The organism is Lentibacillus amyloliquefaciens (assembly GCF_001307805.1).
GTDB lineage: Bacteria > Bacillota > Bacilli > Bacillales > Amphibacillaceae > Lentibacillus > Lentibacillus amyloliquefaciens.
The window spans coordinates 2,797,255-2,820,299 of record NZ_CP013862.1 but is presented as its reverse complement, the minus strand read 5'-3'; the positions used below and the strand labels follow the sequence as shown (position 1 = coordinate 2,820,299).

General features: G+C 42.9%; 26 protein-coding genes and 1 pseudogene. 9 read left to right on the top strand and 18 right to left on the bottom strand.

The window, feature by feature from the left end:
• Positions 1-316 precede the first annotated feature (316 nt).
• From AOX59_RS14240 to AOX59_RS19760, 5 genes are all read left to right on the top strand, one after another.
• Positions 317-1,903, top strand: coding sequence for an L-lactate permease (locus tag AOX59_RS14240; protein WP_068446572.1), 1,587 nt, complete (start codon positions 317-319; stop codon positions 1,901-1,903).
• Between the two features lie 128 nt (positions 1,904-2,031).
• A complete protein-coding gene (locus AOX59_RS14235) occupies positions 2,032-2,739 on the top strand; it encodes a FadR/GntR family transcriptional regulator (RefSeq protein ID WP_068446570.1) in 708 nt (235 codons plus the stop codon).
• A 227-nt stretch (positions 2,740-2,966) separates the two neighbouring features.
• The gene (gene mqo, locus AOX59_RS14230) at positions 2,967-4,445 is read left to right on the top strand and encodes a malate dehydrogenase (quinone) (RefSeq protein WP_068446567.1); all 1,479 of its coding nucleotides are present in this window, start codon (positions 2,967-2,969) and stop codon (positions 4,443-4,445) included.
• An 80-nt stretch (positions 4,446-4,525) separates the two neighbouring features.
• Complete coding sequence (locus tag AOX59_RS20045; protein WP_169792880.1) at positions 4,526-4,678, top strand: hypothetical protein; 153 nt, start codon at positions 4,526-4,528, stop codon at positions 4,676-4,678.
• A gap of 26 nt (positions 4,679-4,704) precedes the next feature.
• Positions 4,705-4,878 carry a hypothetical protein gene (locus tag AOX59_RS19760; RefSeq protein WP_156418711.1) on the top strand — a complete coding sequence of 58 codons (174 nt, stop codon included), beginning with the start codon at positions 4,705-4,707 and terminating at the stop codon, positions 4,876-4,878.
• 337 nt (positions 4,879-5,215) lie between these two features.
• Here AOX59_RS19760 and AOX59_RS14225 read toward each other — a convergent pair whose 3' ends face one another.
• From AOX59_RS14225 to desA, 16 genes are all read right to left on the bottom strand, one after another.
• Positions 5,216-5,578 carry a hypothetical protein gene (locus AOX59_RS14225; RefSeq protein ID WP_068446565.1) on the bottom strand — a complete coding sequence of 121 codons (363 nt, stop codon included), beginning with the start codon at positions 5,576-5,578 and terminating at the stop codon, positions 5,216-5,218.
• A gap of 149 nt (positions 5,579-5,727) precedes the next feature.
• Positions 5,728-6,546, bottom strand: coding sequence for a type II pantothenate kinase (gene coaW / locus AOX59_RS14220; RefSeq protein ID WP_068446563.1), 819 nt, complete (start codon positions 6,544-6,546; stop codon positions 5,728-5,730).
• A 156-nt stretch (positions 6,547-6,702) separates the two neighbouring features.
• Positions 6,703-7,056, bottom strand: coding sequence for a DUF4181 domain-containing protein (locus tag AOX59_RS14215; RefSeq protein WP_068446561.1), 354 nt, complete (start codon positions 7,054-7,056; stop codon positions 6,703-6,705).
• Positions 7,057-7,122: 66 nt separating this feature from the next.
• Positions 7,123-8,148 (bottom strand): C45 family autoproteolytic acyltransferase/hydrolase, encoded by a 1,026-nt coding sequence (locus AOX59_RS14210; RefSeq protein WP_068446559.1) that lies wholly within the window; start codon positions 8,146-8,148, stop codon positions 7,123-7,125.
• 183 nt (positions 8,149-8,331) lie between these two features.
• Positions 8,332-9,201: an RpnC/YadD family protein gene (locus AOX59_RS14205; protein ID WP_068446557.1), complete on the bottom strand. Its 870-nt coding sequence runs from the start codon at positions 9,199-9,201 to the stop codon at positions 8,332-8,334.
• Positions 9,202-9,422: 221 nt separating this feature from the next.
• Entirely contained in the window at positions 9,423-9,569 is a 147-nt protein-coding gene (locus tag AOX59_RS20615) for a hypothetical protein (protein ID WP_335338750.1), read from the bottom strand.
• A gap of 5 nt (positions 9,570-9,574) precedes the next feature.
• Complete coding sequence (locus AOX59_RS14200; RefSeq protein ID WP_335338749.1) at positions 9,575-10,348, bottom strand: nucleoside hydrolase; 774 nt, start codon at positions 10,346-10,348, stop codon at positions 9,575-9,577.
• 83 nt (positions 10,349-10,431) lie between these two features.
• Positions 10,432-11,079: an SDR family oxidoreductase gene (locus tag AOX59_RS14195; RefSeq protein ID WP_068446555.1), complete on the bottom strand. Its 648-nt coding sequence runs from the start codon at positions 11,077-11,079 to the stop codon at positions 10,432-10,434.
• A 116-nt stretch (positions 11,080-11,195) separates the two neighbouring features.
• Positions 11,196-11,399, bottom strand: a complete 204-nt coding sequence (locus tag AOX59_RS14190) for a CDGSH iron-sulfur domain-containing protein (RefSeq protein ID WP_068446553.1) — start codon at positions 11,397-11,399, stop codon at positions 11,196-11,198.
• Positions 11,396-11,635: a hexameric tyrosine-coordinated heme protein gene (locus AOX59_RS14185; protein WP_237049437.1), complete on the bottom strand. Its 240-nt coding sequence runs from the start codon at positions 11,633-11,635 to the stop codon at positions 11,396-11,398. The genes AOX59_RS14190 and AOX59_RS14185 overlap by 4 nt, the downstream gene beginning before the upstream one ends.
• Positions 11,636-11,798: 163 nt before the next feature.
• Entirely contained in the window at positions 11,799-12,539 is a 741-nt protein-coding gene (locus AOX59_RS14180) for a hypothetical protein (protein WP_068446551.1), read from the bottom strand.
• A gap of 77 nt (positions 12,540-12,616) precedes the next feature.
• Positions 12,617-13,144 (bottom strand): D-glycero-alpha-D-manno-heptose-1,7-bisphosphate 7-phosphatase, encoded by a 528-nt coding sequence (locus AOX59_RS14175; protein ID WP_068446548.1) that lies wholly within the window; start codon positions 13,142-13,144, stop codon positions 12,617-12,619.
• 84 nt (positions 13,145-13,228) lie between these two features.
• Positions 13,229-13,363: a hypothetical protein gene (locus AOX59_RS20495; RefSeq protein ID WP_257720689.1), complete on the bottom strand. Its 135-nt coding sequence runs from the start codon at positions 13,361-13,363 to the stop codon at positions 13,229-13,231.
• A 58-nt stretch (positions 13,364-13,421) separates the two neighbouring features.
• Positions 13,422-14,021, bottom strand: coding sequence for a response regulator transcription factor (locus AOX59_RS14170; RefSeq protein WP_068446547.1), 600 nt, complete (start codon positions 14,019-14,021; stop codon positions 13,422-13,424).
• Positions 14,018-15,154 (bottom strand): sensor histidine kinase, encoded by a 1,137-nt coding sequence (locus AOX59_RS14165; protein WP_068446545.1) that lies wholly within the window; start codon positions 15,152-15,154, stop codon positions 14,018-14,020. The genes AOX59_RS14170 and AOX59_RS14165 overlap by 4 nt, the downstream gene beginning before the upstream one ends.
• Positions 15,155-15,244: 90 nt before the next feature.
• Positions 15,245-16,279: a Delta(5) desaturase DesA gene (desA, locus tag AOX59_RS14160; protein WP_068446543.1), complete on the bottom strand. Its 1,035-nt coding sequence runs from the start codon at positions 16,277-16,279 to the stop codon at positions 15,245-15,247.
• 363 nt (positions 16,280-16,642) lie between these two features.
• Here desA and AOX59_RS14155 point away from each other — a divergent pair, with 363 nt between their 5' ends.
• Positions 16,643-19,030 (top strand): immune inhibitor A domain-containing protein, encoded by a 2,388-nt coding sequence (locus AOX59_RS14155; RefSeq protein ID WP_068446541.1) that lies wholly within the window; start codon positions 16,643-16,645, stop codon positions 19,028-19,030.
• A 179-nt stretch (positions 19,031-19,209) separates the two neighbouring features.
• On the opposite strand, the gene AOX59_RS14150 is transcribed toward AOX59_RS14155, so the two are convergent.
• Entirely contained in the window at positions 19,210-19,827 is a 618-nt protein-coding gene (locus tag AOX59_RS14150) for a class I SAM-dependent methyltransferase (protein ID WP_068446540.1), read from the bottom strand.
• A 201-nt stretch (positions 19,828-20,028) separates the two neighbouring features.
• Positions 20,029-20,273 (bottom strand): annotated as a pseudogene (locus AOX59_RS20750) (MFS transporter); the annotation flags it as partial.
• A gap of 140 nt (positions 20,274-20,413) precedes the next feature.
• On the opposite strand from AOX59_RS20750, the gene AOX59_RS20335 reads away from it, so the two are divergent.
• From AOX59_RS20335 to AOX59_RS14140, 3 genes are all read left to right on the top strand, one after another.
• Complete coding sequence (locus tag AOX59_RS20335; RefSeq protein ID WP_237049436.1) at positions 20,414-20,494, top strand: small, acid-soluble spore protein, H family; 81 nt, start codon at positions 20,414-20,416, stop codon at positions 20,492-20,494.
• Positions 20,495-20,671: 177 nt separating this feature from the next.
• The gene (locus AOX59_RS20330) at positions 20,672-21,553 is read left to right on the top strand and encodes a CAP domain-containing protein (RefSeq protein WP_068446537.1); all 882 of its coding nucleotides are present in this window, start codon (positions 20,672-20,674) and stop codon (positions 21,551-21,553) included.
• 232 nt (positions 21,554-21,785) lie between these two features.
• Positions 21,786-23,024: a dicarboxylate/amino acid:cation symporter gene (locus AOX59_RS14140; protein ID WP_068446535.1), complete on the top strand. Its 1,239-nt coding sequence runs from the start codon at positions 21,786-21,788 to the stop codon at positions 23,022-23,024.
• Positions 23,025-23,045: the final 21 nt, after the last annotated feature.

Here is a 23,045-nt window from a genome sequence, read left to right as displayed (position 1 = left end):
GACAAATTGTTTTCTCAGGATGATAGAAAGAAATGCGATATTATTATCTCATGCGTTTTCAAACAAGTTTTCTAGGGACATGACAATGAAACTGCCCCAAGTCCCTTAAGCAACCTTCAACAAAACGTCTTGCTCCGCAGGAAATGTGGTGCTTTTTTACAAATTAACTTTTGAAACTATTGATTGCTATTGACAATAATTTAAATCCGCTATAAAATAACACCAACTCATCAGATGACCAGAAAACCATAAGACCTAACTTTTAAGGTGAAATGAAAACGCTTTTTTGGTTGAATCAAAATAGGGGGGCTTAAAAGTGCATTTACTCGTAGCATTAAGTGCCATAATTGCACCGTTTATTTTCCTGGTTATCTTTCGAATGCCGGCAGTTAAAGGGATGTTTTACAGTGCACTTATTGTGATTGGCTTAGCGTTTTTTGTTTGGGGAATGGGTGGAACAGTTGTCATCGCTTCTATTCTTCAGGGGTTACATAAAGCGTTGACAATTCTACTAATTCTATTTGGCGCTGTTGTTCTACTAAATACACTCCGGCATACCGGTGCAGTAGATCGGATCAACCGGGGATTTCGTAATATATCGAGTGATATGCGTGTTCAAGTTATTATTGTTGCCTTTTTGTTCGGTGCTCTGATTGAGGGAGCAGCAGGGTTTGGAACACCAGCTGTTGTAACAGGTCCTTTGATGGTTGCGCTTGGTTTTAATCCGATGGCTGCCGCAGCATTGGCTCTAATCGCTGATAGTTCACCCGTATCTTTCGGTGCGGTCGGTACACCGGTTCAGATAGGTTTGAGTAATATTCCTGGTGCAGATTTGGCATTTTTTAATGAGATTGGTTTAAAAATTACGCTAATTGATTTATTCGCCGGGACATTTATACCACTCATTTTAGTTGCTATTCTGACGCTATTCTTTGGTAAGAAAAAAGAATTGTCCAGTACATTATCGATGGCTCCATGGGCACTTCTCATTGGTATAGCCTATACTGGGTCATCACTTTTATATGCAGCACTCTTCGGACAGGAGTTTGTGTCAATTTTGGCAGCGTTAACAGGATTGGCTGTTGCTACCTTAACTGCAAGAAAAGGTTTTTTTCTACCAAAAATAACATGGAACGAAGCACTTCAGTCTGATTTCAAAGAATCAGAGGAGAAATCCAGTATGGGACTGATAAAAGCATGGTCACCATATCTGGTAGTGGTAGGGTTACTGCTTATTACTAGAATCATAGACCCAATTAAAGAGTTCACCCTTACCTACGTTGATTTGACATGGAGCAATATTCTTGGAATTGAAGGGATTACTTCCGGGTGGGAAGTGTTGTACTCACCTGGTACAGTTTTAGTTGTTGCGGCTGTATTCGCAATATTAATCCAGCGTAAGTCATTTTCGAATTTCGCAAAGGCTTCAAAAGAATCACTTGGACAAATCAAGAGCGCGGGCATGGCTTTGTTTTCAACACTTGCACTGGTACAGGTGTTTACCAACACCGGAATGAATATGGATGACCTAGTTAGTATGCCACAATACATTGCAGAGTCACTGGCAGCAACGTTTGGTTCCAGATGGTTATTTGTTGCTCCATTCCTTGGGGAGCTTGGTTCATTTATTACCGGAAGTGCAACAGTGTCAACACTAACGTTTTCGCCAATTCAGTATAATGTTGCAAATGAAGTTGGCATGAATACCCAAATTATATTGGGATTACAGGTTATTGGCAGCGCTGCAGGGAATATGATTTGTGTGCATAATGTGGTTGCAGCGTCGACAGTTGTTGGTTTGTCTGGTAAAGAAGGAGATATAATCAGGAAGACCTTGTTACCAGCATTAATATATGGAATATTGGCTGGTGTTGGTGGATTTATCATCATGCAATTCTTTTAATACGCCGACCGTTCACCAATGGATGAAAGCCTGATGAGCGGATATATGCTGAACAAACGACAGAGTTCTCCTCTTTCCTATTTCGCTCCTATACGATAGACTAGAAGTTAAGCTATGGAGGGGATATCTTGGAAGTCAAACCAATTAAGATAAGAAAGACATATGAAGAAATTTCAGATTCATTAATTAACATGTTAAAATCCGGTGAGCTTTCTCCGGGCGATAAGTTAGCTTCAGTTGAACAACTAGCGAAAAGCTATAATGTGAGCCGTTCAGCTGTTCGGGAAGCATTAAGCGGGTTGCGTGCCATCGGTTTAGTGGAAACGCGCCAAGGTGAAGGAACCTATATTACCGAGTTTGATGCTTCACAATTTTCACTCCCTGTCTCCACTGCGTTACTGCTGAAGCGCGAAGACATCAAAGAGTTATCCGAGGTACGGAAAATTCTTGAAGTTGGTTCGGCTGGCCAAGCAGCAATTAATCACCGGGAAGAAGATTTAATTCCAATGAAAGAAGCATTACAGAAAATGTATGATGCGAAGGGAAAGGGCGAACTTGGTGAAAAAGCCGACCTTGAATTCCATTTCGCAATTGTAAATGCAACACATAACAAAATGCTGATAAACTTGATGTCAAGTGTGTCCGATATTGTAGTTGAATCCATGCGGGAAACACGTCGACTGGTTTTATATTCCAGTGAAAAAAGAGCATCACTCTTTGAAGAACATCAACGTATTTTTGAAGCTATTACATCCAGAAATTTTGGCGATGCTCAAAATGCAATGAGTGAACATCTGATAAATGTTGACCGTTTATTAGCAGAGTATATCGATTGAAATTTTTCATCCAGGCTTTACAAACCGTAAAGCTTTTCTAAATAACCCGGTCGTAGGATGACCTGTTCTTCAACTGTTTTAAAAGTGAACTTATCTTAAAGTTTCTCTTTTCATCCGTCTATAATCCAGGATCAAAGGAGAAAGTTTTGCTGATAATATTATAAATGGAATAATTGAATGATCGCTATGACGAACTAAATCACCAGATTATTATGAGGAGGATCTATATGAATGAAAAATCAGCCACTTCAGACGTTGTTTTAATTGGTGCTGGGGTTATGAGTGCTACCTTGGGAGTATTGCTTAAAGAACTAGAACCAGATTGGAAGATTACCATTTTTGAAAAGCTCGATAAAGCCGGGAAAGAAAGCTCGAACGAACGGAATAATTCAGGAACAGGACATGCCGCATTATGCGAAATGAATTATACGACCGAACAACCTGACGGCACCATTGATATGGATGCCGCAATCAGAATAAATGAGCGTTTTCAATTGTCAAGACAACTCTGGGCTTACTTGGTTGATCACAATTTAATCGGAAAATCACATAATTTTATCACAGGGTTGCCTCATCTCAGTTTTGTAAAAGGGGAAAAAAGCATCGCATTTTTAAAAAAACGATTCGAAACTATGTCTAAGCACCCGTTATTTAAAGATATGGAATTCTCGGATGACCCAAGTAAACTAAAAGAATGGTTTCCGCTTATGATGAAAAATCGCTCAACCAATGAACCTGTCGCAGGGACAAAAATTGATGATGGCACGGACATCAATTATGGCGCACTCACCCGTGCAATGTGTGATCACTTAGAAAATAAAAATGTAAATATCCAATATAATTATAATGTAGAAGATATAAATCGTACCAAAGACGGCCAATGGGAATTGAAAGTTCGGGACCGCAACGGGGCGATTGGAACACACACATCGAAGTTTGTTTTTATTGGTGCTGGTGGCGGTAGCTTGCCTTTACTACAGAAAACTCAAATTCCTGAGGGAAAACATATTGGAGGATTTCCAATCAGTGGACAATATTTGGAATGTGATAATCCCGAGGTGATAGAACAGCATTTTGCGAAGGTATATGGCAAGAATCCAGAGGGTGCTCCGTTAATCGTTGTTCCTCATCTGGATACACGATTTATTGATGGTAAACAAACATTGATTTTCGGACCATTTGCCGGTTTTTCGCCTAAATTTCTTAAAACAGGTTCAAACATGGATTTGTTTGCCTCAATGAAACTGCATAATCTAATCACGATGATTGCTTCAGGCACAAAAAATATGTCTTTATTACAATACTTGATCGAACAGTTAAGACTATCAAAAAAAGAACGAATGGAAGAACTGCGGGAATTTTTCCCTAATGCAAAAGATGAAGATTGGGAACTGAAAGTGGGAGGACAACGTGTACAAGTAATTAAAGATACATCCGAGGGCAAAGGAACAATTCAATTTAGTAATACAGAAGTTGTACGAAGTCAAGATGGTTCCTTAGCGGCATTACTTGGTGGTTCTCCAGGTGCTTCAACTTCAGTTTCAGATATGGTTAGTTTAATTGAAGAATGTTTCCCACAACAACTTAATGACTGGAAGCCAAAATTAAAAGAAATGATTCCTTCATATGGCGAAAAGTTATCCGACAATCCTGAGCTTATTGCCAAAGTTCAATCTTGGACAAAGCAGTCGCTTGATTTGAATTAAAAAAGAGGGCATTCAGTCTAACGGGTTCCGTTACCTATCGCAAACATTAAAAATGGAAACAAAAATGACTATCAAACTTTTTGGAACCAAAAGCATTACCTGTTTCTATCGTGATGTTCGTAATTGCTATTGCCTATTCCGGTATATTATCATTTGTCACAACCTATGCCGCAGAAATTAATTTAATAGGGGCAGGTAGTATGTTCTTCTTTGTGTATGCGTTGCTGTTTTAGTTTCTCGTCCATTTACAGGAAGGCTGATGGATATTAAAGGAGGTAATAGTGTAGCCGACCCAGCCTTAGTCGCATTTGCATTAGGAATGTACCTATTAAGCCAAGCCCATTCCAGTGTTGTTTTCTTAATCGCTGCTGTATTAATTGGATTCGGGTACGGCAATTTCATTTCCAGTCTGCCATTCAAACACTTGCCATAAAAGTAACACCACCACACCGAATAGGATTAGCTACCTCAACATATTTCTTTTTTTGGATCTTGGTATAGAAGTAGGACCATTCCTATTAGGTTATATGGTTCCTGCATTTGGCTATAGTGGCTTGTACGTTTCTAGTGCTGCATTAATTGTATACGAACTGTTTGAAGTGGGAGATTTCTACGAACACCTTCGTAACCGAAAGTTTTGAGTAGGCTCTACCCATAGTCCCTACGGTGAAACCAAAATATCTTGTACGTTGGACTCACCACACGCCCTACTTTGCTTGGTTTTCGCTACTTCAAAGTTTTGCTACGCAAAAAGGCGATTCATCTCCCACTTATTTTGGGCTGTCGCCCTTCTTAAAATTGAAGTGGGAGTCTTCTCGCCTGTGAATGATAAATTTATCCCGCTGGAGGAATAGCATTATGATAAGTGATGCTTCACTGATAACCAGCAGCACCCCCATCAGCACTAATCCGCCAAAAAACAGCTCTTCGCTGATTCCTGTCGTATAGAGAAACCAGCCGAACACCGCACAGGCCCATAAAAATAGATTAATAATACTTGCGATAACTGCCTGAGAAGCAAAAAAGCCTGTCATTTCAATCATTTTCCAGCCATAAAGATAACTGGCAGCCAGCGCAATGATAATAAATAGAATAAAAAAGATAATAGCCGGAATGCTTCCTTCTAACGTCATACTATATTTACACCTGCCATTTTGCTTTATTACATTTTAAATAAAATTGCTTTTAAAATCTTTTCCCGTTTTCACACGATACTATTATACCAAATTAAGATTTAAGCGCACATCCAAAACGGCAGGGCTCTTAAAATTCAAACGAACATTTATCCAAGTGCTAATAGCGCTCCGACTGCCCCACTGTATTCCCCACGATCTAAAAATACCGGCTTTTTTCCAATCATTCCGGCATACATTTCAATAATTTCCTGCAACAGCGGGTTTGAACGGAATGACGAGCCGACATAAACAATTGTATCCGCATCATACTGGCCTGCCATTTGGCTGCTGATGGTTACAAGAACCTCACCGACAAAGCCGATCATGGCAGCTAAAATATCCTCATCAGCGGGCCGTTCGCTCACAATTGCTTCTGTTTTTCCAAAGTTACTGGCAGTCAGATCTCCGGAAATCGGCGGGATTGCTCCTTCGAAAATGTCCTTTACTTTCAGGTCAACATTTTCCCGGTTGCCCTCAGCTGCATTCTGAACGATTTGTTCATAGTCTTGTATGCCTGTCATTAAAAAAGCAAGACCTAGCAGCGTGCCTCCGCCGATACCGGATCCGCCGACCCGCTCCTGCCTGCCATTCTGGACGTAATGCATCGACGTTCCGGTCCCAACATTGACAAATAGAAAATTGTTTCCGATAGATTGTTGTTGCCGGCTTGCCAAATATGTAATACCCTGAGCGGTTGCATCAAATTCAAGAATGATTTTTGGCTGAGTGTTCAGTTTTTCCGCCAGTACTTCGCTTTTTCCGCCGGTTATGCATATCGTAGGATTTTCAAAGTGTTGCGTAATCCATAATGCAGCCTCTTCCATAGATTTCGATTGAAATGATCGATAGTTTATACTGCCGTTCTGACAATAAGCTATTTTAATGAGTGTTCCCCCGGCATCGATACCTATTTTAGCTTGGTTCATATTTAAAACTCCCTTGAAATTAAAAAGTGGTTCATATTCTATCAGTACAGTTACTGGATTAAACAGCGAATCTCCACCTGATACGATCCTCTTAAAACTCAAACAATCCAAGTCCTTGGGTATCAATCACAACATAAAAAACCGTCAGTAGAAATATCATCTGGAAAATCGTGTATAGGTAATCATTCGTCTCCCCCTGTATTTCCACTCTATAAACGCACGGAATATCTCGCCAAGAGCGGTAATGGCAATCGGAACCCACAGTAGAACAATAGTAGATCGGGGCATTATTATAACAATCGGAATGACAGCAATCACCGAAATAATCCTGAAAAAATTGTCACCTTTTTTATGCTGGTCATTCACATAATCGTTTGAAAAAACCTTCCTCCGTTTAACACTTAGCACCTTTCGCAAAATCAGGTTAAACCCGGATATCAGCAGAAACATAAAAGCTAAAAGACCTAACAACTCTATCCAAAACCTCGGTTCCGGTGCAACATGATCCACAAAACATCACCTCAGCTAAACAATCTAAGTTTATGTAATAACGGGATACCAGTTGGAAATTTATTGTTATTTCGACGATTGCTTAATTATTCCCTGAAGCTGCTCCTCAGAGATATTATTCCCGGCAACCCAGTTATCAAAGTGAATGTCGAGCACCTGATCACTCTGGGCAATAGATGTCAATATTCTCGCGTTCTTATAACTATATGAGAAAGTATGGAGCGTGCCGAACAAACCATCATAATCCGTATAAAAAAGCGGTGAGGTCTTATCCCGGAAATGTTCAAACGCTTCTTCATGCATAAGATGTTTCTCATCCATCGTTTTTATATATGTATGCCGATCAACAGAATTATTGATGACAGGCCTGTTTTTATGCTGAAGTGATTTGTTTTGAAAATGGTTGGTGCACTTTAAAAATGATGGTGCACACCGCGTTTCAACGTTATCAGGCGTTACCTCCACAACAACAGTATTCCCGTGCTTATCCCCAATTGAAAAGTTGTAGCACGCGGCATGCGGCATTTCTTTTAGCATATTGATTGCTTCAGAGGCAGTTGCACACGTATCAAGCAGCATTCGAATAGCCATCCACGCCGATATACCGGTTGTATAGCCGCTGTTGCTCACAAAATGGAGTCCTGCAACAAGCCCGTGCTGATTGACACCCTCATGCCTGCCGATTACCTGAAGGTTATACCCGGCTGATGCAAACGCTGCTTTCGGCTGAATCAGACTAAAATAGCCGTCATAAAGATCAGGGGTGAAGTCATAATTCCGCACATAATAGCTATCCGTAAGCATTGCTGAACACCCCAGCGCTGGCGGTCTCGGGACATTATAGCCACCGAAAAGTGCTACTGCCTTTTTCCAGGAAATGTTCAGCCCGTCCGCCAATCCTTCCAGCTCATCAATCATATGTGGTGCAAATATCCGGTAAATTTCCTTCATATTGCCTGCATCAATTGCCGGTCGAGTGATGTTTTCAAACATCTGTGGGACTCGGCTGCCAGTCAACTGCTGCCCCAGATTAAACCCGGTTTGATACGAGCTACCCCTATGCTGAAATATGTTTACAGTGAAATCAGACATATCATTTCTCCTCTTTTAAAAATGTGGCAATAGATTATTTCGACAAAATTATTTGAAAATCCTTCATTTTTCATACGAATGAAACATTCAAATGTTTTCATTTATTTGGAAATCAGATTTTAATCCAATGATCCAAGAATTAAAGTGATCGCTGGTGCGCTCATAACAGCAGGTCGATTACTGTTATAACATTTTTCTCAACCGCTCAATCTCCTGTTTTTCAAGGTGAGTTACCTCGGTGATAAATTGGATTGAAGCACCCTTTCTCAGCATCTCAATTGCTACTTCCTGCTTGCCTTCTTTTTTCCCTTTCTCTTCATAAGAAATCGTGAGCTCCATAACCTTTACTCCGTCATCAATTTTGCCAATCTCTTCGCGCAATTTTTCCTCCTCCTTCTCGTTTAGATCCAAGTAACTTTCAAAAAAGCCGTATATCAAATACTCCTTGGCCGAATTTAACTGCATTCTCACTAACATCCGCAAAAATTCTTTCTTTACCTCAACGCGCTCTTCATTCGTGTAGCACATTTTGCTGAGCAATGCTGCAGCGGCGGGATTATCTGATTTGATGTAGTCACGCCAATTCTTTTTCCTGAGCTCCAGTTTCAAAAAATTAAGTATATGAAAGAACGGAAACGCCTGCGTGAAGGTAACCGGTTCATCACGTGTTTTGTCAGGATTAAGAACAGCGATCGGTACAATAGGTTTGCGATACTTATTGTACAGCAAGTTATAATAATGAAACATCCGTTCATTGAATTCCGGCAGTCGGTAACTCTGCGGTTCAACATGGATGATGATAATGGAATCCTCGCCCTTTAGTTTTGTTTCAACAACGACATCAAGTCTGCGGGTGCCACCATCATGCAAATCTGTGTGCATTTCCTCGGACAGCATTCTCGTGTGATGATAATCAATATGTCTGTGAACATCCGGGAAAAATATGTCGATGAATTCTTTGAAAAATGTCTGAATGAGATCTTTGAATAGGAGATCATGTTTCGTGTAGTCGGAGGTTTCTGTTTGTTCACGTACCACTGTGGCTAATTGCATTTCAGCACATCCTTTGTGGGTTATGAAGCGGAATACCGGGGTGTCTTCACTATAAACATAATAGCACGAACCATTTAAAAGAACAAGTGTTCCCAATGATTTATTTACTTATTTGCTTTGGACAGCATTACAGTGTAAATAAAGCAGGATAAGTGGGGTAGGAGAACCCCCCACTGATTGAAGTTTCGCTATCTCATGCTTGCCGGGGTAAACAAGAACGTTTAGTAAGCCCTCAGTGCTTCCAAAAACAGCTCCCAGAATTTTTCCTGATTAAGGCGAGTGGCAAACTGCACGTTTGGCTTTTTATTCGTTCTTCCTTTAAAGTCTGCAACCGTCATGCCATATGTGAACTCACCATGTGTTTCCACATCAATCACCCCGGCTGGAATTCAACCATTGAAGGGTCTATTAAATAAGCAATCGGACAAGGGTCATGCAAAGCGGCTCCGGCGAAATTATCTTTATACGCACCTGCGTAAAATTCAACCATATCCGTAACAGCAGCAGCGACAGGGTTATCGATCGCTTGCAGGGCTTCGAGTATATCTGGGGTGGCGAGTGCCTGATGCGTGAGATCAAGTCCGAACATTGTAATCGGTGCGCCGCACTCAAACACGATTTTGGCCGCTTCAGCATCCGCATAGATATTAAATTCAGCTACCGGTGTCCGGTTGCCATACGTGCCGCCGCCCATCAGTACGATTTCCCTGATTTTTGTGACGATTTGCGGTTCTTTCCTTATAGCCATCGCAATATTTGTCAGCGGACCGATTGGTGCCAGGGTAATTTTTTCGTCAGATGCCATTAATTTTTCGATTAACATATCAACCGCATGTCCCTCAGCTAAACGTTTGACCGGCTCTTCCGGCAAACCCGTTCCATCGAGACCACTTTCGCCGTGTACGTCAGATGCCTCAAATGGCTCTCTTACCAGCGGCCGGCTGGCTCCCATTGCAACCGGCACATCATCCAGGCCGGCGAGATCACAAATGCGCAGTGCATTCTTCGTATTTTTTTCCACACCAACATTGCCGGCTACCGTTGCGATAGCCTCAATTTGCAAATCACTGACACCGGAAGCTGCCAGAATGATCGCCATCGCATCATCATGGCCTGGATCACAGTCGATTATGATTTTCTTTGACATATGTATTCACCTCTTGACTCATTATACAACCTTTAACACAAAAAACACCAAAAGCACATCGGCTTTTGGTGTCGCTCAGCTCCTTACAGGTCGCCTAAAGCATCAGCAATTGCCGTATCACCGGAGACCAGATCATACCCGCGTTTATACGTGTTCTCCTCCGTCAGCGAGACAATCACTGCTCTGGCCACGTCTTCACGCGGAACAGAGCCGCGCTCATCGAGATTCTCGGCAACCGTGACATTCCCTGTTCCTTCTTCGGTCAATAGGCCGCCCGGGCGCACAACTGTGTAATTCAGATTGCTTAAGGCGAGCATTCTGTCAGCATAATGCTTGGCCGCATAGTAATGCTTGATTTTTTCATTCCATTTTTCACGGTTATTGGCTTGCAATGCACTCACCATCACAAATCGATCCACACCCGCTTCTTCGGCCGCTTCAATTGATTTGACAGCGCCGTCCAAATCAATGAGCAATGTTTTATCAGCACCGGTGCTGCCGCCTGAGCCTGCAGTGAAAACAACTGCTTCACAGCCCTTTGCTGCTTTGACAATCGATTTCTTGCTGCCTTCAAGGTTGGCAATAACAGCATCAACGCCATTTTTCTTCAACTCTTCTGCCTGTTCTTCTTTCCGGACCATCGCCCGAACTGTATGTTTATCATTATTATGCAACTGTTTTACAATATGTTGTCCAATTTGACCATTTGCGCCTACCACTAAGACTTTCATGTATCCCACTCCTCATGATTAGAATTAATCCATACATTAATATTATTCCAAAACGAGGGGATGATGACAACTATGCTGTTTCTAAAACTGGATCAAATACGCGTTCACGAGGAGTCTTAATCCGCACGTACCTCGCTTTCAAAGCCGACTTTACGGTGGGTGCCATCACAGAACGGCTTATTGCTCGAATGGCCGCAGCGGCAAATGGAAAATGCTTTTTTCGTTTCAAAAACATTTCCTTCTGCATCGACCATTTCCACCTCACCTTTCACCAGATAAGGTCCGTTGTCGTTTACTTTGATTGTTGCCTTTTCACTCATATTCCATTGCCCCTTTCACACCGCGTTTGCAGTGGTGATTTAAACCAAAAGGCCAGACCGGCTTTGCGATTTGGCCTTTGCAGATCTTTCCGTTTGTCATTTTCAGTATTAGCTGCTGCAACTGTTTGAAAATGAACAGCTACAACGTGCGAAGCCATTGTCAGACTGTCCGGATGTTCAGCATATTCCGGACGCAACTTATTTCGCACCTCAGCTGAAGGCTGCGTGTAAGCCACCCCTTTCCTGGATAATGTCAAAGCCAGTTCAAAACCTTCCTGAGGTGTATCTGTCTAATGTTGTGAGCCAGTTTGCCATAAATTCTCCCGCTCCCTTTACATTAAATATAGAATATTCTGATATATACATCAACCAATATGTGCAGAAAGTTAGAAGAATCTTCTATTTTTCACCCATATGATGCCCTTGAAAGAGTACTCCTTCCTTTTTTTCAAACGGATACAATTTCTGCTTCTTTGCTTCCTTTGCATGTTTTGTCATAATTTCATCAAGCAATTTCTCAGCATTCCGGCCATCAGTGTTAATCCCTAACTCTTCAGCCGTCTGAAAAATTTTCTTTTCGTGGATGGCTTTTCTCAGTTCCCCGACATCTTTTTCTTCCGTTTTAATATTTAATGCATTTGCTTTTTGTTTAATTGACGCTTCCATCACAACTTTTTTCAGTTCTTCGATATCCTTTCCGGCGGGGTCAACCCCAAGCTCCTTTGCCCGCTGATTGAGCAATTTTTCATAGACTTCTTCGGCAAGTAATTGGGGGTCTTTACCCTTTATTTTGATTCCCAATTCCTCTGCTTTTTCCTTTACCTCGGCGTGATGGACTTCTTTGGCCAATTCTTTGACATCTTTACCATCTGTTTCAACGCCTTTCTCTTTTGCTGACTGCTTAATCTTTCGCTCAGCAACTTCCTTGTGCAGCTGCTCTTTATCTTTTCCTTCTGTTTCAATCCCAAGCTCCTCTGCTTGAAGTTTCAGGAAAATATGATGATATGTCTCTTTTTTCGATTTTTCGGACTGTCTTTCCTGCTGCAGGTCTTCGGCAAACCCTTTATAAAAAGCAGATGCAGATGGCACGCTCGTAGATAACATCAGGGAAAGTGCCATTAAAAAAATGAAACCTTTCATGCAGATTCATCCTTTCGTTCGTAATTTTTTGCAACAAGAATTAGTCTTCCCCGAAACGATAAATCCATGAAAAATTATTACTGCTTTTTCAGCCAGTCTGCAAATGCAAGGAGATCGGAAAAATACGCATCCGGAGTGGTGGTTTCATCGTCCCGACCGCCCAGGAGGACCGTTTTGACACCTGCTTGTTTCCCGGCTTCAATATCCGGCTTCCGGTCACCTGTCATATAGCTTTGATACAAATCAATCTGGTGTTTTTCAGCCAGATCGAGAATCATCTGCGGCTTCGGCTTGCGGCAGGGGCAGCCGGCGTGCGGTTTATGCGGACAATAGGCGATATCGTCAATAGATGCACCAAACGTCTCCAGATCTGATTTCATTTTATGATGTATCTCTGTCAAAGCCGCTTCCTGCATATACCCCAGTCCAATACCGCCCTGGTTGGTTACGACAAAGACGTAATAGCCCAAATCATTGAAAACTCTAATTGCTTCACCGGCTCCCTCTAACAGGTGAAAGTCACGCGGTTGATTGACAAATTTGACCCGGTTCGTCAGCACTTCATTGATGACACCATCACGATCAAGAAACATCCCTTTACTCATCGCTGGAGGCCTCCTATAAAAAAAGCAGTGTGACGTTTTGAGGATCACACCGCTTATCTTGATTTTTCGTCCACCGAAAAAAAATTAATCTTCTTTTTTACTGACGTACTCGTTTAATTGTTTGCCATGCACACTGCTGTTTTTATATTGACTCTTGCGGCCATTCCGAAACTCACCATGGTTTTTATTTTCTTTGAATTGGTTGTTCTTCTCAGACATGATTGCACCCCTTTCATGCCCTAGTTTTTGAATCAGGGGCTTTGTTTATACAGCAAAATTATGTGAGCCAGCCTTTTTCTTTCGCTTTTGAAATGGCTTCAATCCGATTTGTCACTTCCAATTTATCAAGTATCACCGAAACATAATTGCGGACAGTGCCATTTGTTAAATAAAGTTGGCTTGCGATTTCTTTTGTATTTTCACCGTCAGCAATCAGTTTAATCACCTGTGTCTCTCTTTCGGTCAGCGGGTTTTCATTGTCATATACCATATCAATCAGCTCGGGTGCATAGATCCGCCTGCCGTCCATAATCGTGCGAATCGAACTGGCTAATTCTTCGCTCGGACTGTCTTTTAATAAATAACCGTCAACGCCGGCTTTACGTGCCCGTTGAAAATAGCCTGTACGTGCAAACGTTGTTAAAACAATCACTTTACAAGGGTGATCCTTTAATTTTTCTGCTGTATCAAGTCCGCTTTTCACCGGCATTTCAATATCCATGATGCAAATATCGGGCTCATTCCGCTCCACCAATGCCAGTGCTTCTTCACCATTCCTGGCTTTACCGACAACTTGCATATCCTCTTCCAACTCAAGCAATGACCCCAAAGCCCCAAGCAGCATACTTTGGTCCTCAGCAATCACAATGTTTATCATGACAAGCCCTCCTGTTCAGTACGATGAAGCACACTTGGCACCTGAATGGTAAGTATTGTGCCGTTTTTCGATGCAACAGCCAAACGCCCGTTCACAAATTCCAGCCGTTCTCTCATTCCTTGAAGGCCGTTTTCTGCGTAAGAATCTTTATGGTCCGTCATGCCGAGACCGTTATCCTGCACCTGAATACGCACTTTCTCCGGCGTTTGTTCAACCGTCACATGGCAAGTTACAGCCTTGCTATGCTTGACGACATTTGTGACAGCTTCCTTCAAACACATACTTAATACATTTTCCACCAGTGGAGGTGTTTTTTTCAATTGCGGGCTCCCATCCAAATGAAATTCAATGTTGGCTGCTTTCAATACTTGTTGGATACGGGTCATTTCATCTTCCAGCTTTGTGCCTTTCATATCGGAAACCATCTCACGGACTTCTTTTAATGCTGTCCGTGCCGTTTGGTGGATATCATCGATTTCACTTTTAGCTTTGTCAGGTTTTACATCGATTAATTTGCCGGACAAGTCACTTTTTAATCCAATAAGGGAAAGCTTCTGCCCCAATGTATCATGCAAATCACGGGCAATGCGCTGACGTTCTTGGAGGACTGCCATTTGGGAAAGTTTTTGATTAGCATCCCTTAATTGGCTTTCCAGCCTTTCCCGCTTATTACGTTGATAAAGGGTTATAGGCAGGAGAATCACACCAATGACACTAAAGGCAATAAACGGAAGCTGTGAGAGGAAGATGTCGTTTTGTGTAAAAAAACCAACTGTAACAGCTGCAATCGTCGTAACAAGGTGGACGACATATAGTGTTATAAAACGTACTTTATGTTGTAAATTCCCAATGTAAAACGCCAGAAACAAGGCGAAGTAAACATAGCCTAATAATATTGTCATCACTATGCTTATGACCATTTCAATACTGACGGACAAATAAACCGTCCAGCCTTTTGAAAGGAAGGATACCCTGTAGGCCGTAAAAAACAAGAATATCATTAAAATCCCGAAAATAATTTCCCATGTTCCGGATGTCCGAAATATAAAATAAAAAGGGAGAACACAAAAAATAATCCACGCATAAATACTAAGTCCCGTATTTTTTGGAATGATATGATACCAGTTCTGCATATAGGATCCTCCTCCTTCCGGCTAAATTAAGTATACCAGAAAAAAAGACCCTCCTATACCATGAATATAGAGGATCTTTCGTTAATGAATTTAATTTTCCTGCAAATGTGTATTTGCCCGGTTCCTTTTACGCAGGAGCCCTTTTACTTCTTTAAAGCTTACAAATGACTTGCTTGCTTCATCATACAATCGAAATCGAATTGATTTTAAGCTGGAGGCCAGCGTAATTGTTGTGGCCTTCTTTAAAGACGGCGTGGATTCGTGCGCCTTTTCCAAATGATAGTTCGGTACTCTTGGACTTAAATGGTGTACATGGTGGAAGCCGATACTGCCAGTCATCCATTGCATAATCTTCGGCAGCTTATAATAGGAACTGCCATCCACCGCAGCCTTTACAAAATCCCATTCATCTTCATTTTCAAAGTAAGAATCCTCGAACTGATGCTGGACATAAAACAGCCAGATACCCAGGGACCCCGCTATAAAGATAATGGGCATTTGGATAATGAGAAAAGCCTGCCAGCCGATCGCCCATATTAACAGACCATAGATGACTGCAACAGAAGCATTGATGATATACGTGTTGATCCGTTCCTTCCGTTTAGCACCTTTTCGGTTAAAACGATTCGATAGGAGAAACAGATAGAATGGGCCTAACCCGAACATGACAATCGGATTCCTGTAAAGACGGTAAGCCAGTCTTCCCCAAAAGGAAGCATCAGCATATTCCTCAACCGTCATCACCCACACATCACCGGTGCCGCGTTTGTCCAGATTACTGCTGGTTGCATGATGAATCGCATGACTTCGCTTCCATTTTTCAAAAGCAAACAGCGTAATGATTCCCGTAATCGTACCCACAATCCGGTTTGCCTTGGGATTTTTGAAAAAGGAACCATGTGTACAATCATGGAAAATAATAAAAATACGAACGACAAATCCTGCCGCGACAACCGTAAGTGCAAGGGTTAACCAAATTGAAACAGACAAACTTTGATATGCGATAAACCAGATCAGGAAAAACGGCAGTATCGTATTGATAAGTTGCAGGATACTTGCTTTCTTATCAGATACAGCAAAGGCTGCAACATGTTTTTTTAAATTAGCTTGCTTTTGTTTACTCATAACCGCCTCCCAGGTAAAGATATGTAATGTTAATCATCCTAACCCATATGGTATCCAAAACAAACAAGCTATAGAAGTCATAAATGTCAGGCATTGGATATGACAAATGTCATATAGCATTATAAGCTGCAAAACAGTTTGAAAATGAAATACCCTCCCATAAACGTTTTGAGCCTATATGAGCCAAAATACCTAGTCTTTAAATAGGTCTAATGGTGGATTTTTTGTTATATACTTTACAAAATATTTACAATTTTTGTTTAGAATTATATGATTGACATATTCTATTAATTTTAGCGAAAGGAGGAATTATTTTTAATAGTGGATTAATCAAACCATAATTCCAGGAGGGTTTTTACGGGAATGAAAAAGGGATTTATTCTATCTGCTGCAACAGCACTTACATTAAGCCTCGGACTGCCGGTCGGTGCAGAACAAGCGAGCAATGCAAATGCTGAACTGCAAAACCAAATACCTTCATCACTAGGCTCGCCGGTTGATATGGGCGTTGCCAATGATGAAAAGCTGATCGAGATGCTTAAAGAAAAAGGAACTATCTCACAAGATGCCACTCCGGCAGAAGCAGAAAAGGCACTTAAAAAATACTTACAAACCAAGGCAAATAGCGGCAAGAAAATGAAAGCCAACGAAGCAACTGCTGAAGATGCCCAAATGAAACATAACGAAAAGAAAAACAACAACCCGCTCACGAACGGCAAGGGCAATAAACTGGGCCATGCCAAAAAGAACAAAGTCGATTCGGTTGATGAAGAAACATATAACGGCGACGTGCGGGAAGATAAAGTTCTCGTTCTGGCAATCGATTTTCCGGATTATTCACGGAACTCCATTCAGCCGGAAGAAACGGACATGTACTATGATGACTATACCGATGAACATTTCCAAAATATGATTTTTGGTGAAAACGGCTATGAAGGGCCAAACGGTGAAAATCTGGTATCCATGAAACAGTATTATGAAGAACAATCAGGCGGAAGCTATACGGTTGACGGTGAAATTGCCGGCTGGTATACAGCGGAGAATCCTGCGACTTATTACGGCGGAAACTATCCGACAGCTGATGGCAGTGATATCCGTCCGCGTGAATTAGTATATGAAGCGCTGGTAAAAGCTTCTGAAGATCCGAATGTTGACTTAAGTGACTACGACGTTTGGGATCGCAATGATTATGACGGTGACGGCGTCTATGACGAACCGGATGGCATCATTGACCATCTGATGGTTATCCACTCCGGTGTCGGTGAAGAGGCTGGCGGCGGTGCACTTGGCGCTGATGCTATCTGGTCACATCGCTGGAACTTGAACTCAGAAGGACCTGTTGCTGTACCGGGAGCAGAGTCAGACAGTGACCGCTTTGGCGGTGTGTTGGGTGCCTCGGATTACACAATCGAGCCTGAAGATGGTGCAGCCGGCGTGTTTGCCCATGAATACGGCCACGACCTGGGGCTTCCTGATGAGTACGACACACAATATACTGGTGAAGGTGAAGCAGTTGCCTACTGGTCACTGATGGCAAGCGGCAGCTGGGCCGGTGATGTGCCGGGAACTGAACCGCCCGGCATGAGCCCGTACGCTAAAGAAATGCTGCAGACCAATCATGGCGGCAACTGGCTGAGCGGAACAACGATTCATGCTGATGAGATTACAGAAAACGGGACAAGCGTCCTGCTTGATGAAGGTGTTACAAAAGGAACAAACAATGATGCTGTCAGAGTTGACCTGCCAGAGAAAGAAAACGTCCTCACAACGCCCGCTTCCGGTGAGAACGCATACTACGGCGGCAAAGGCAATGAAATGGACAATAAAATGACAGCAACCGTTGATTTAACGGGCGCAACTAGCGCAACACTCGACTTTGATACCTGGTATAACATTGAATCGAACTGGGATTTTGCAATGGCGCAAGTATCAACTGATGGCGGCGAAACGTGGGAATCACTGTCCAGTGAACGCACGACCGATACAATCGATCCAAACGGTTACCCGGCCATTAAAGAAAATTTGCCTGGCTATACCGGCTCTAGTGACGGCTGGATCCATGAATCCATTGATATCAGTGACTATGCCGGTCAGGAAATCCAAATTCAGTTCCGTTCCATGACCGACTGGGCAACAAACCTTGACGGTATCTTCTTCGATAACGTTGCTGTAACGGCTGACGGAGAAGAAGTTTTCTCAGACGGCGCAGAAGATGATAGTCAATTTGGTTTGAACGGTTTTGTCGAACATGATGGAACCTATTACACCGATCATTATTATCTGCTTGAATGGCGCACGCACAATGGTGTTGATGAAGGTCTGGCCAACATCCGCCGCGGTGATAGCTTAATGACCTATGGCGATGGTCTTGTTGTCTGGTATGTTGACGAATCGTATGATAACAACTGGACAGGCCAGCATCCGGGTGACGGTTTCCTTGGCGTGGTCGATGCCGATCAGCGCGCTGTTGAATGGAGCGATCATTCTGTCGGACCAACACGTTATCAGTTGCATGATGCAGCGTTTACGTTTGAGAAAACCGATAAGATGTACTTGGATTACTTGAATTTGCAAAATGTCACCATGAAAGACAATTATACAAAACGCACACCACTGTTTAACGATCAGGCTGACTGGAGCAATCCCGGCTTAGTTGATGCCGGACGCAATGTGCCGGAATACGGCTTGAAATTCCGTGTTATCGGAAAAAGTCAAGACAACACAGTCGGTGACGTCCTGCTCTTCAAATAAATTTCACAAAAACTCTGCCAAGGCAAGCTGCCCTGGCAGGGTTTTTAATGATGTTCGGATTTGTAAACTCCGGGATTTTAGTTGTGAACTTCGGGAATTGTTGCGTGAACTTCGGGGTTTCGCCTGTGAACTTCGGGAACTTTGACTCGAACTTCGGGATTTCACCCCTGGCAGTGCATCTACTTCCGGCAAACAGCAATTCCAAGGGGGAAATGCCGGTCATCTGTACGATTAGCCGGTTCAATCAGAGGGCCCTTCTGAAAGTAAAACACCGCTGATGCATAATCAGGAAATAACCCCATAAACTCATCCACAGAGAGCTGATGGACATGAAAGGGCGACCCGCACAACTTGCCGCGCCCTTTGCCAAACGGTGTTGACAGAATAAGCTTCCCGCCTGGTTTCAACAGATTATAAATATTAGCCAAAAACTGCTCCTCGTCCGCAATGTGCTCAATCGTTTCAAAGCTGACGATGCAATCAAACTGTCCCAATTTTTCCGGCAGTTCCGAGTCTGTGACATCGCCTTCGATGAACGTGGCGTTAGGATGGTGGTATGCCCCTTTTGCGTATTTTATCGCCTCCGTCTCAAGATCAACCCCGACGACCTCATCGACAATTCCTTTTCTTTTTTTAGCAAGAAGCTGTGTGCCGTACCCCGTCCCGCTGGCAATATCAAGCACACGTCCATAAACATATTCAACAGCAAAATAATACCTTGCCATATGTTCCATAAGCATTTCATCTGTTGCTTTCATCTTTTCGGGGATGACACGCTCCCCGGTATCTTTTAACATTCACAATCACCGCTTTTAGTTTAGTTTGTTTGCAACTTGCTCTTTTGCGGTCGTCGTGCCGTTACAGCACAAATGACCCCAATGATTGGAAATATGAGTGAGGCGAGCAGCACCGGTGTATAATTATGAAAAATGTGTTTGATGCCGGGCTTCCGATTGATCCTCATCCGGCTGCAGCCTATTCTGCTTTTGCCGGTTTCACATCGCACTGATAAAGCTTCCCATTGTCATGAAGCTGAATGCCCGGCCTCTTTTTTTCACGAACCATTGAGCAACCAGGTGTGCTTGAGGGGTCTGGTTTGATTCCGGCACAGATTGCTGATCCGATTGATTGCCGTGCGTGACCAGCCAAAATCATTTATATACTGATCAATAAATGCTGAATTTGAATACGTCTGTCCCGGGCCTGAAAAAAAGAGACCAAGTCTACCGATAAGCTGCACCACCTTAACGTACTAACAGTCTGCCACCAATTTTAAGCTAATCCGTCAGTGAAAACAATCTGTAAAATGGTTAATACATCCTCGCATATTCCTTATCAGCCGGCAAAAAATAAACGTGAGGCTGATTTGAAAGGAGTTATTTTATGGATCGGTACCGCGCACAGGAAATCATAAATTCCATCACCATGATAAACGTAAATTTTCACGGTTTCCCTGTTATTTAAAAGAAATAAATTCTGATCAAACCAGCGCAACCATCTTCCCGCTTGATGAAATGAATCATGAGCAAAATGTTGATCTGGAAGGCTTGTCCGAAAGCGGTCCTTAGAAGATATACCACACATCCCCATCAATAAACTTACACAAGGGGGTGGAAAATTAAGCAAAAAAGGAGTCAACAGATGAAGTTAATTAAAACGCTCTTCATTCCGATAACAGCCATTATGCTTCTGGCGGCATGCAGCCCGGAATATGAATCACATACGGATGTGGATGAGAACCAGCTTCCAATTTCTGCGACACGGACAGATTCATCCAGTGATGGAGCAGGTCCGGGCACGCAAAAAATCGGGTTTGACGAAGGAACTGACAATAATTCCGGTTTCCGGGAAGGCTACCCGAATGACGACTTTGATGGGTTTAATGGCCAAACGCATAACCGGGGACCGCTCAGCGGAAATGCAAGAGACCCCGGCCGAATTCAGGATCGAGAAATCCAGGAACGAAACCGGCAAAGGCAGAATAGGCTGCAGCCGGATGAGGATCAATCGGAAGCCCGGCATCAAACGGGAGAAGATCAAGCAGATACAGGCAATCAATCGGAACAGCAATCTGTGCCGGAATCAAACCAGACCCCTCAAGCACAGGACGAACAAAGTAATAAGCAGCCTTCTTCCCAGCTGACCATGGGCGAATATGCTTTTAAAGTCATTAAATTAACGAATCAAAAACGAAGTCAGCACGGCTTGTCCGACTTGAAAACAAGCAAGCCATTGAGTCGGGTCGCGCGCAAGAAATCGGAAGACATGCAGATAAAAAATTATTTTTCCCATACAAGCCCAACTTATGGCTCTCCCTTTAACATGATGAAAGAATTCAATGTGACATTTGAATCAGCCGGAGAAAATATTGCCAGAGACCAGCAATCTCCGAGACAGGTCGTGAATGCCTGGATGAACAATGAAAAGCACCGGGAAAATATCCTTGATGCATCCTTTACTCACATTGGCGTAGGGTATTCAGCTGATGGCAACTACTGGACACAGATGTTTATTGAGAAGTGAAAATAAATTGAATCCTCGAGATGAACGAATCGGACATTTAGGGACAGTTAACCGCCGTTCCTGGGCGGATTACTGTCCTTTACATGCGGGATAAAGCTATGTTCGATGGAGCATGGCTTCGTTATTATTACAGGCGAAACAATACTTTTGACAGCCCGGTCTAATCAAGATAATGTTTAAACACAGCAACCTCGATTAATATTGGAATCATAATTAAAAGGGAGATTTAACGATGAAAGCATTGTGGAGAGGCTATATAGAGGCATCATTGATTAAAAAGATCTCCGTCGCACTTGTCTTGGGTGTTCTGATTGGACTGATTTTCGGTGAAGATGCTGCCGTTCTTGCACCATTTGGTGATTTGCTGCTGCGCTTATTGCAATTTCTGATAGTGCCGCTGATTTTATTCACGCTGATTGTCGGGGTGAACCAAACAAAACTGGGCGACCTTGGACGCATGGGCGGAAAAGTATTTATCTACTACATAATATCCTCAGCGTTTGCCATTACCGTGGGGATTACTGTCGCAAGCATTTTCAACCCAGGGACCGGAATGACACTGGATACAAATGAATCGTTTGAAGTACCGGAGAACCCGGGTGTCGTCAGTGTGTTACTGAACATCGTCCCGGATAATATCATCTCCGCCTTCAGCGAACCGAACCTGCTGGGTATTATTTTCACGGCACTTGCATTCGGGATTGCGATTTCGGCACTCCGTTCATCCGAGAAAAATCAGGAACTGGGTGAAACCGTGTATAAGGTCATTGACGGACTGAATGAAGCCACCCTGAGCATCATGAAAGCTATCATTCAATACGTCCCCATCGGTATTTTTGCCATTATTGCAGAAGTAGTCGGAAATCAGGGCGCTGACACATTGGTCGAGCTGGGGAGCATGGTAGGTGTCTTTTATATCGCCATCATCGTTCACCTTTTGATTTATGTCTTGTTCATGTTGCTTTTCAAAATCAATATTACATCATTTTTCAAGCATGGGCGCACACCGATGATTACAGCATTTGTAACACAGAGCAGTTCCGGCACACTGCCGCTCACACTCAATGCTGCCAGTGAATTGAACCTGCCGAAAAGCCTGTATGGGTTCAGCCTGCCGCTTGGTGCAACGGTCAATATGGACGGCGCTGCAATCCGTATAGCCGTCTCAGCTGTCTTTGCCGCAAATGTGATTGGGGATCCGCTAAGCTTTGCAGAGGTCCTGCAAGTCGTCCTGGTTGGCACATTGGCATCAATCGGTACCGCAGGCGTTCCCGGGGCCGGCATCATCATGATCGCCACCGTGTTTGCCCAACTTAATCTGCCAATGGAAGCAGTCGGGCTATTGACTGCCATTGATGTATTGGTCGGCATGGGCGCTACATCCTTAAATGTCACCGGCGACCTTGTCGGAACGAACATTATCAGTAAGACAGAAAAGTCACAGGAAAGTGAACAAACGGATATCGAATGACCTTGATTGAAGGTGATATAG

Bases quoted from the DNA above. Each gene is read 5' to 3' on its own strand.
- AOX59_RS14225 (WP_068446565.1), bottom strand. From the start codon at position 5,578: ATGACGTTAGAAGGAAGCATTCCGGCTATTATCTTTTTTATTCTATTT.
- AOX59_RS14195 (WP_068446555.1), bottom strand. From the start codon at position 11,079: ATGAAAGTCTTAGTGGTAGGCGCAAATGGTCAAATTGGACAACATATT.
- AOX59_RS14210 (WP_068446559.1), bottom strand. From the start codon at position 8,148: ATGTCTGATTTCACTGTAAACATATTTCAGCATAGGGGTAGCTCGTAT.
- AOX59_RS20330 (WP_068446537.1), top strand. From the start codon at position 20,672: ATGAAGTTAATTAAAACGCTCTTCATTCCGATAACAGCCATTATGCTT.
- AOX59_RS14140 (WP_068446535.1), top strand. From the start codon at position 21,786: ATGAAAGCATTGTGGAGAGGCTATATAGAGGCATCATTGATTAAAAAG.
- mqo (WP_068446567.1), top strand. From the start codon at position 2,967: ATGAATGAAAAATCAGCCACTTCAGACGTTGTTTTAATTGGTGCTGGG.
- AOX59_RS14170 (WP_068446547.1), bottom strand. From the start codon at position 14,021: ATGATAAACATTGTGATTGCTGAGGACCAAAGTATGCTGCTTGGGGCT.
- AOX59_RS14175 (WP_068446548.1), bottom strand. From the start codon at position 13,144: ATGAGTAAAGGGATGTTTCTTGATCGTGATGGTGTCATCAATGAAGTG.
- AOX59_RS14200 (WP_335338749.1), bottom strand. From the start codon at position 10,348: ATGTCAAAGAAAATCATAATCGACTGTGATCCAGGCCATGATGATGCG.
- AOX59_RS14205 (WP_068446557.1), bottom strand. From the start codon at position 9,201: ATGCAATTAGCCACAGTGGTACGTGAACAAACAGAAACCTCCGACTAC.
- AOX59_RS19760 (WP_156418711.1), top strand. From the start codon at position 4,705: ATGGATATTAAAGGAGGTAATAGTGTAGCCGACCCAGCCTTAGTCGCA.
- AOX59_RS20335 (WP_237049436.1), top strand. From the start codon at position 20,414: ATGGATCGGTACCGCGCACAGGAAATCATAAATTCCATCACCATGATA.
- desA (WP_068446543.1), bottom strand. From the start codon at position 16,279: ATGAGTAAACAAAAGCAAGCTAATTTAAAAAAACATGTTGCAGCCTTT.
- AOX59_RS14150 (WP_068446540.1), bottom strand. From the start codon at position 19,827: ATGTTAAAAGATACCGGGGAGCGTGTCATCCCCGAAAAGATGAAAGCA.
- AOX59_RS14180 (WP_068446551.1), bottom strand. From the start codon at position 12,539: ATGAAAGGTTTCATTTTTTTAATGGCACTTTCCCTGATGTTATCTACG.
- AOX59_RS20495 (WP_257720689.1), bottom strand. From the start codon at position 13,363: ATGTCTGAGAAGAACAACCAATTCAAAGAAAATAAAAACCATGGTGAG.
- AOX59_RS14165 (WP_068446545.1), bottom strand. From the start codon at position 15,154: ATGCAGAACTGGTATCATATCATTCCAAAAAATACGGGACTTAGTATT.
- coaW (WP_068446563.1), bottom strand. From the start codon at position 6,546: ATGAACCAAGCTAAAATAGGTATCGATGCCGGGGGAACACTCATTAAA.
- AOX59_RS14155 (WP_068446541.1), top strand. From the start codon at position 16,643: ATGAAAAAGGGATTTATTCTATCTGCTGCAACAGCACTTACATTAAGC.
- AOX59_RS14190 (WP_068446553.1), bottom strand. From the start codon at position 11,399: ATGAGTGAAAAGGCAACAATCAAAGTAAACGACAACGGACCTTATCTG.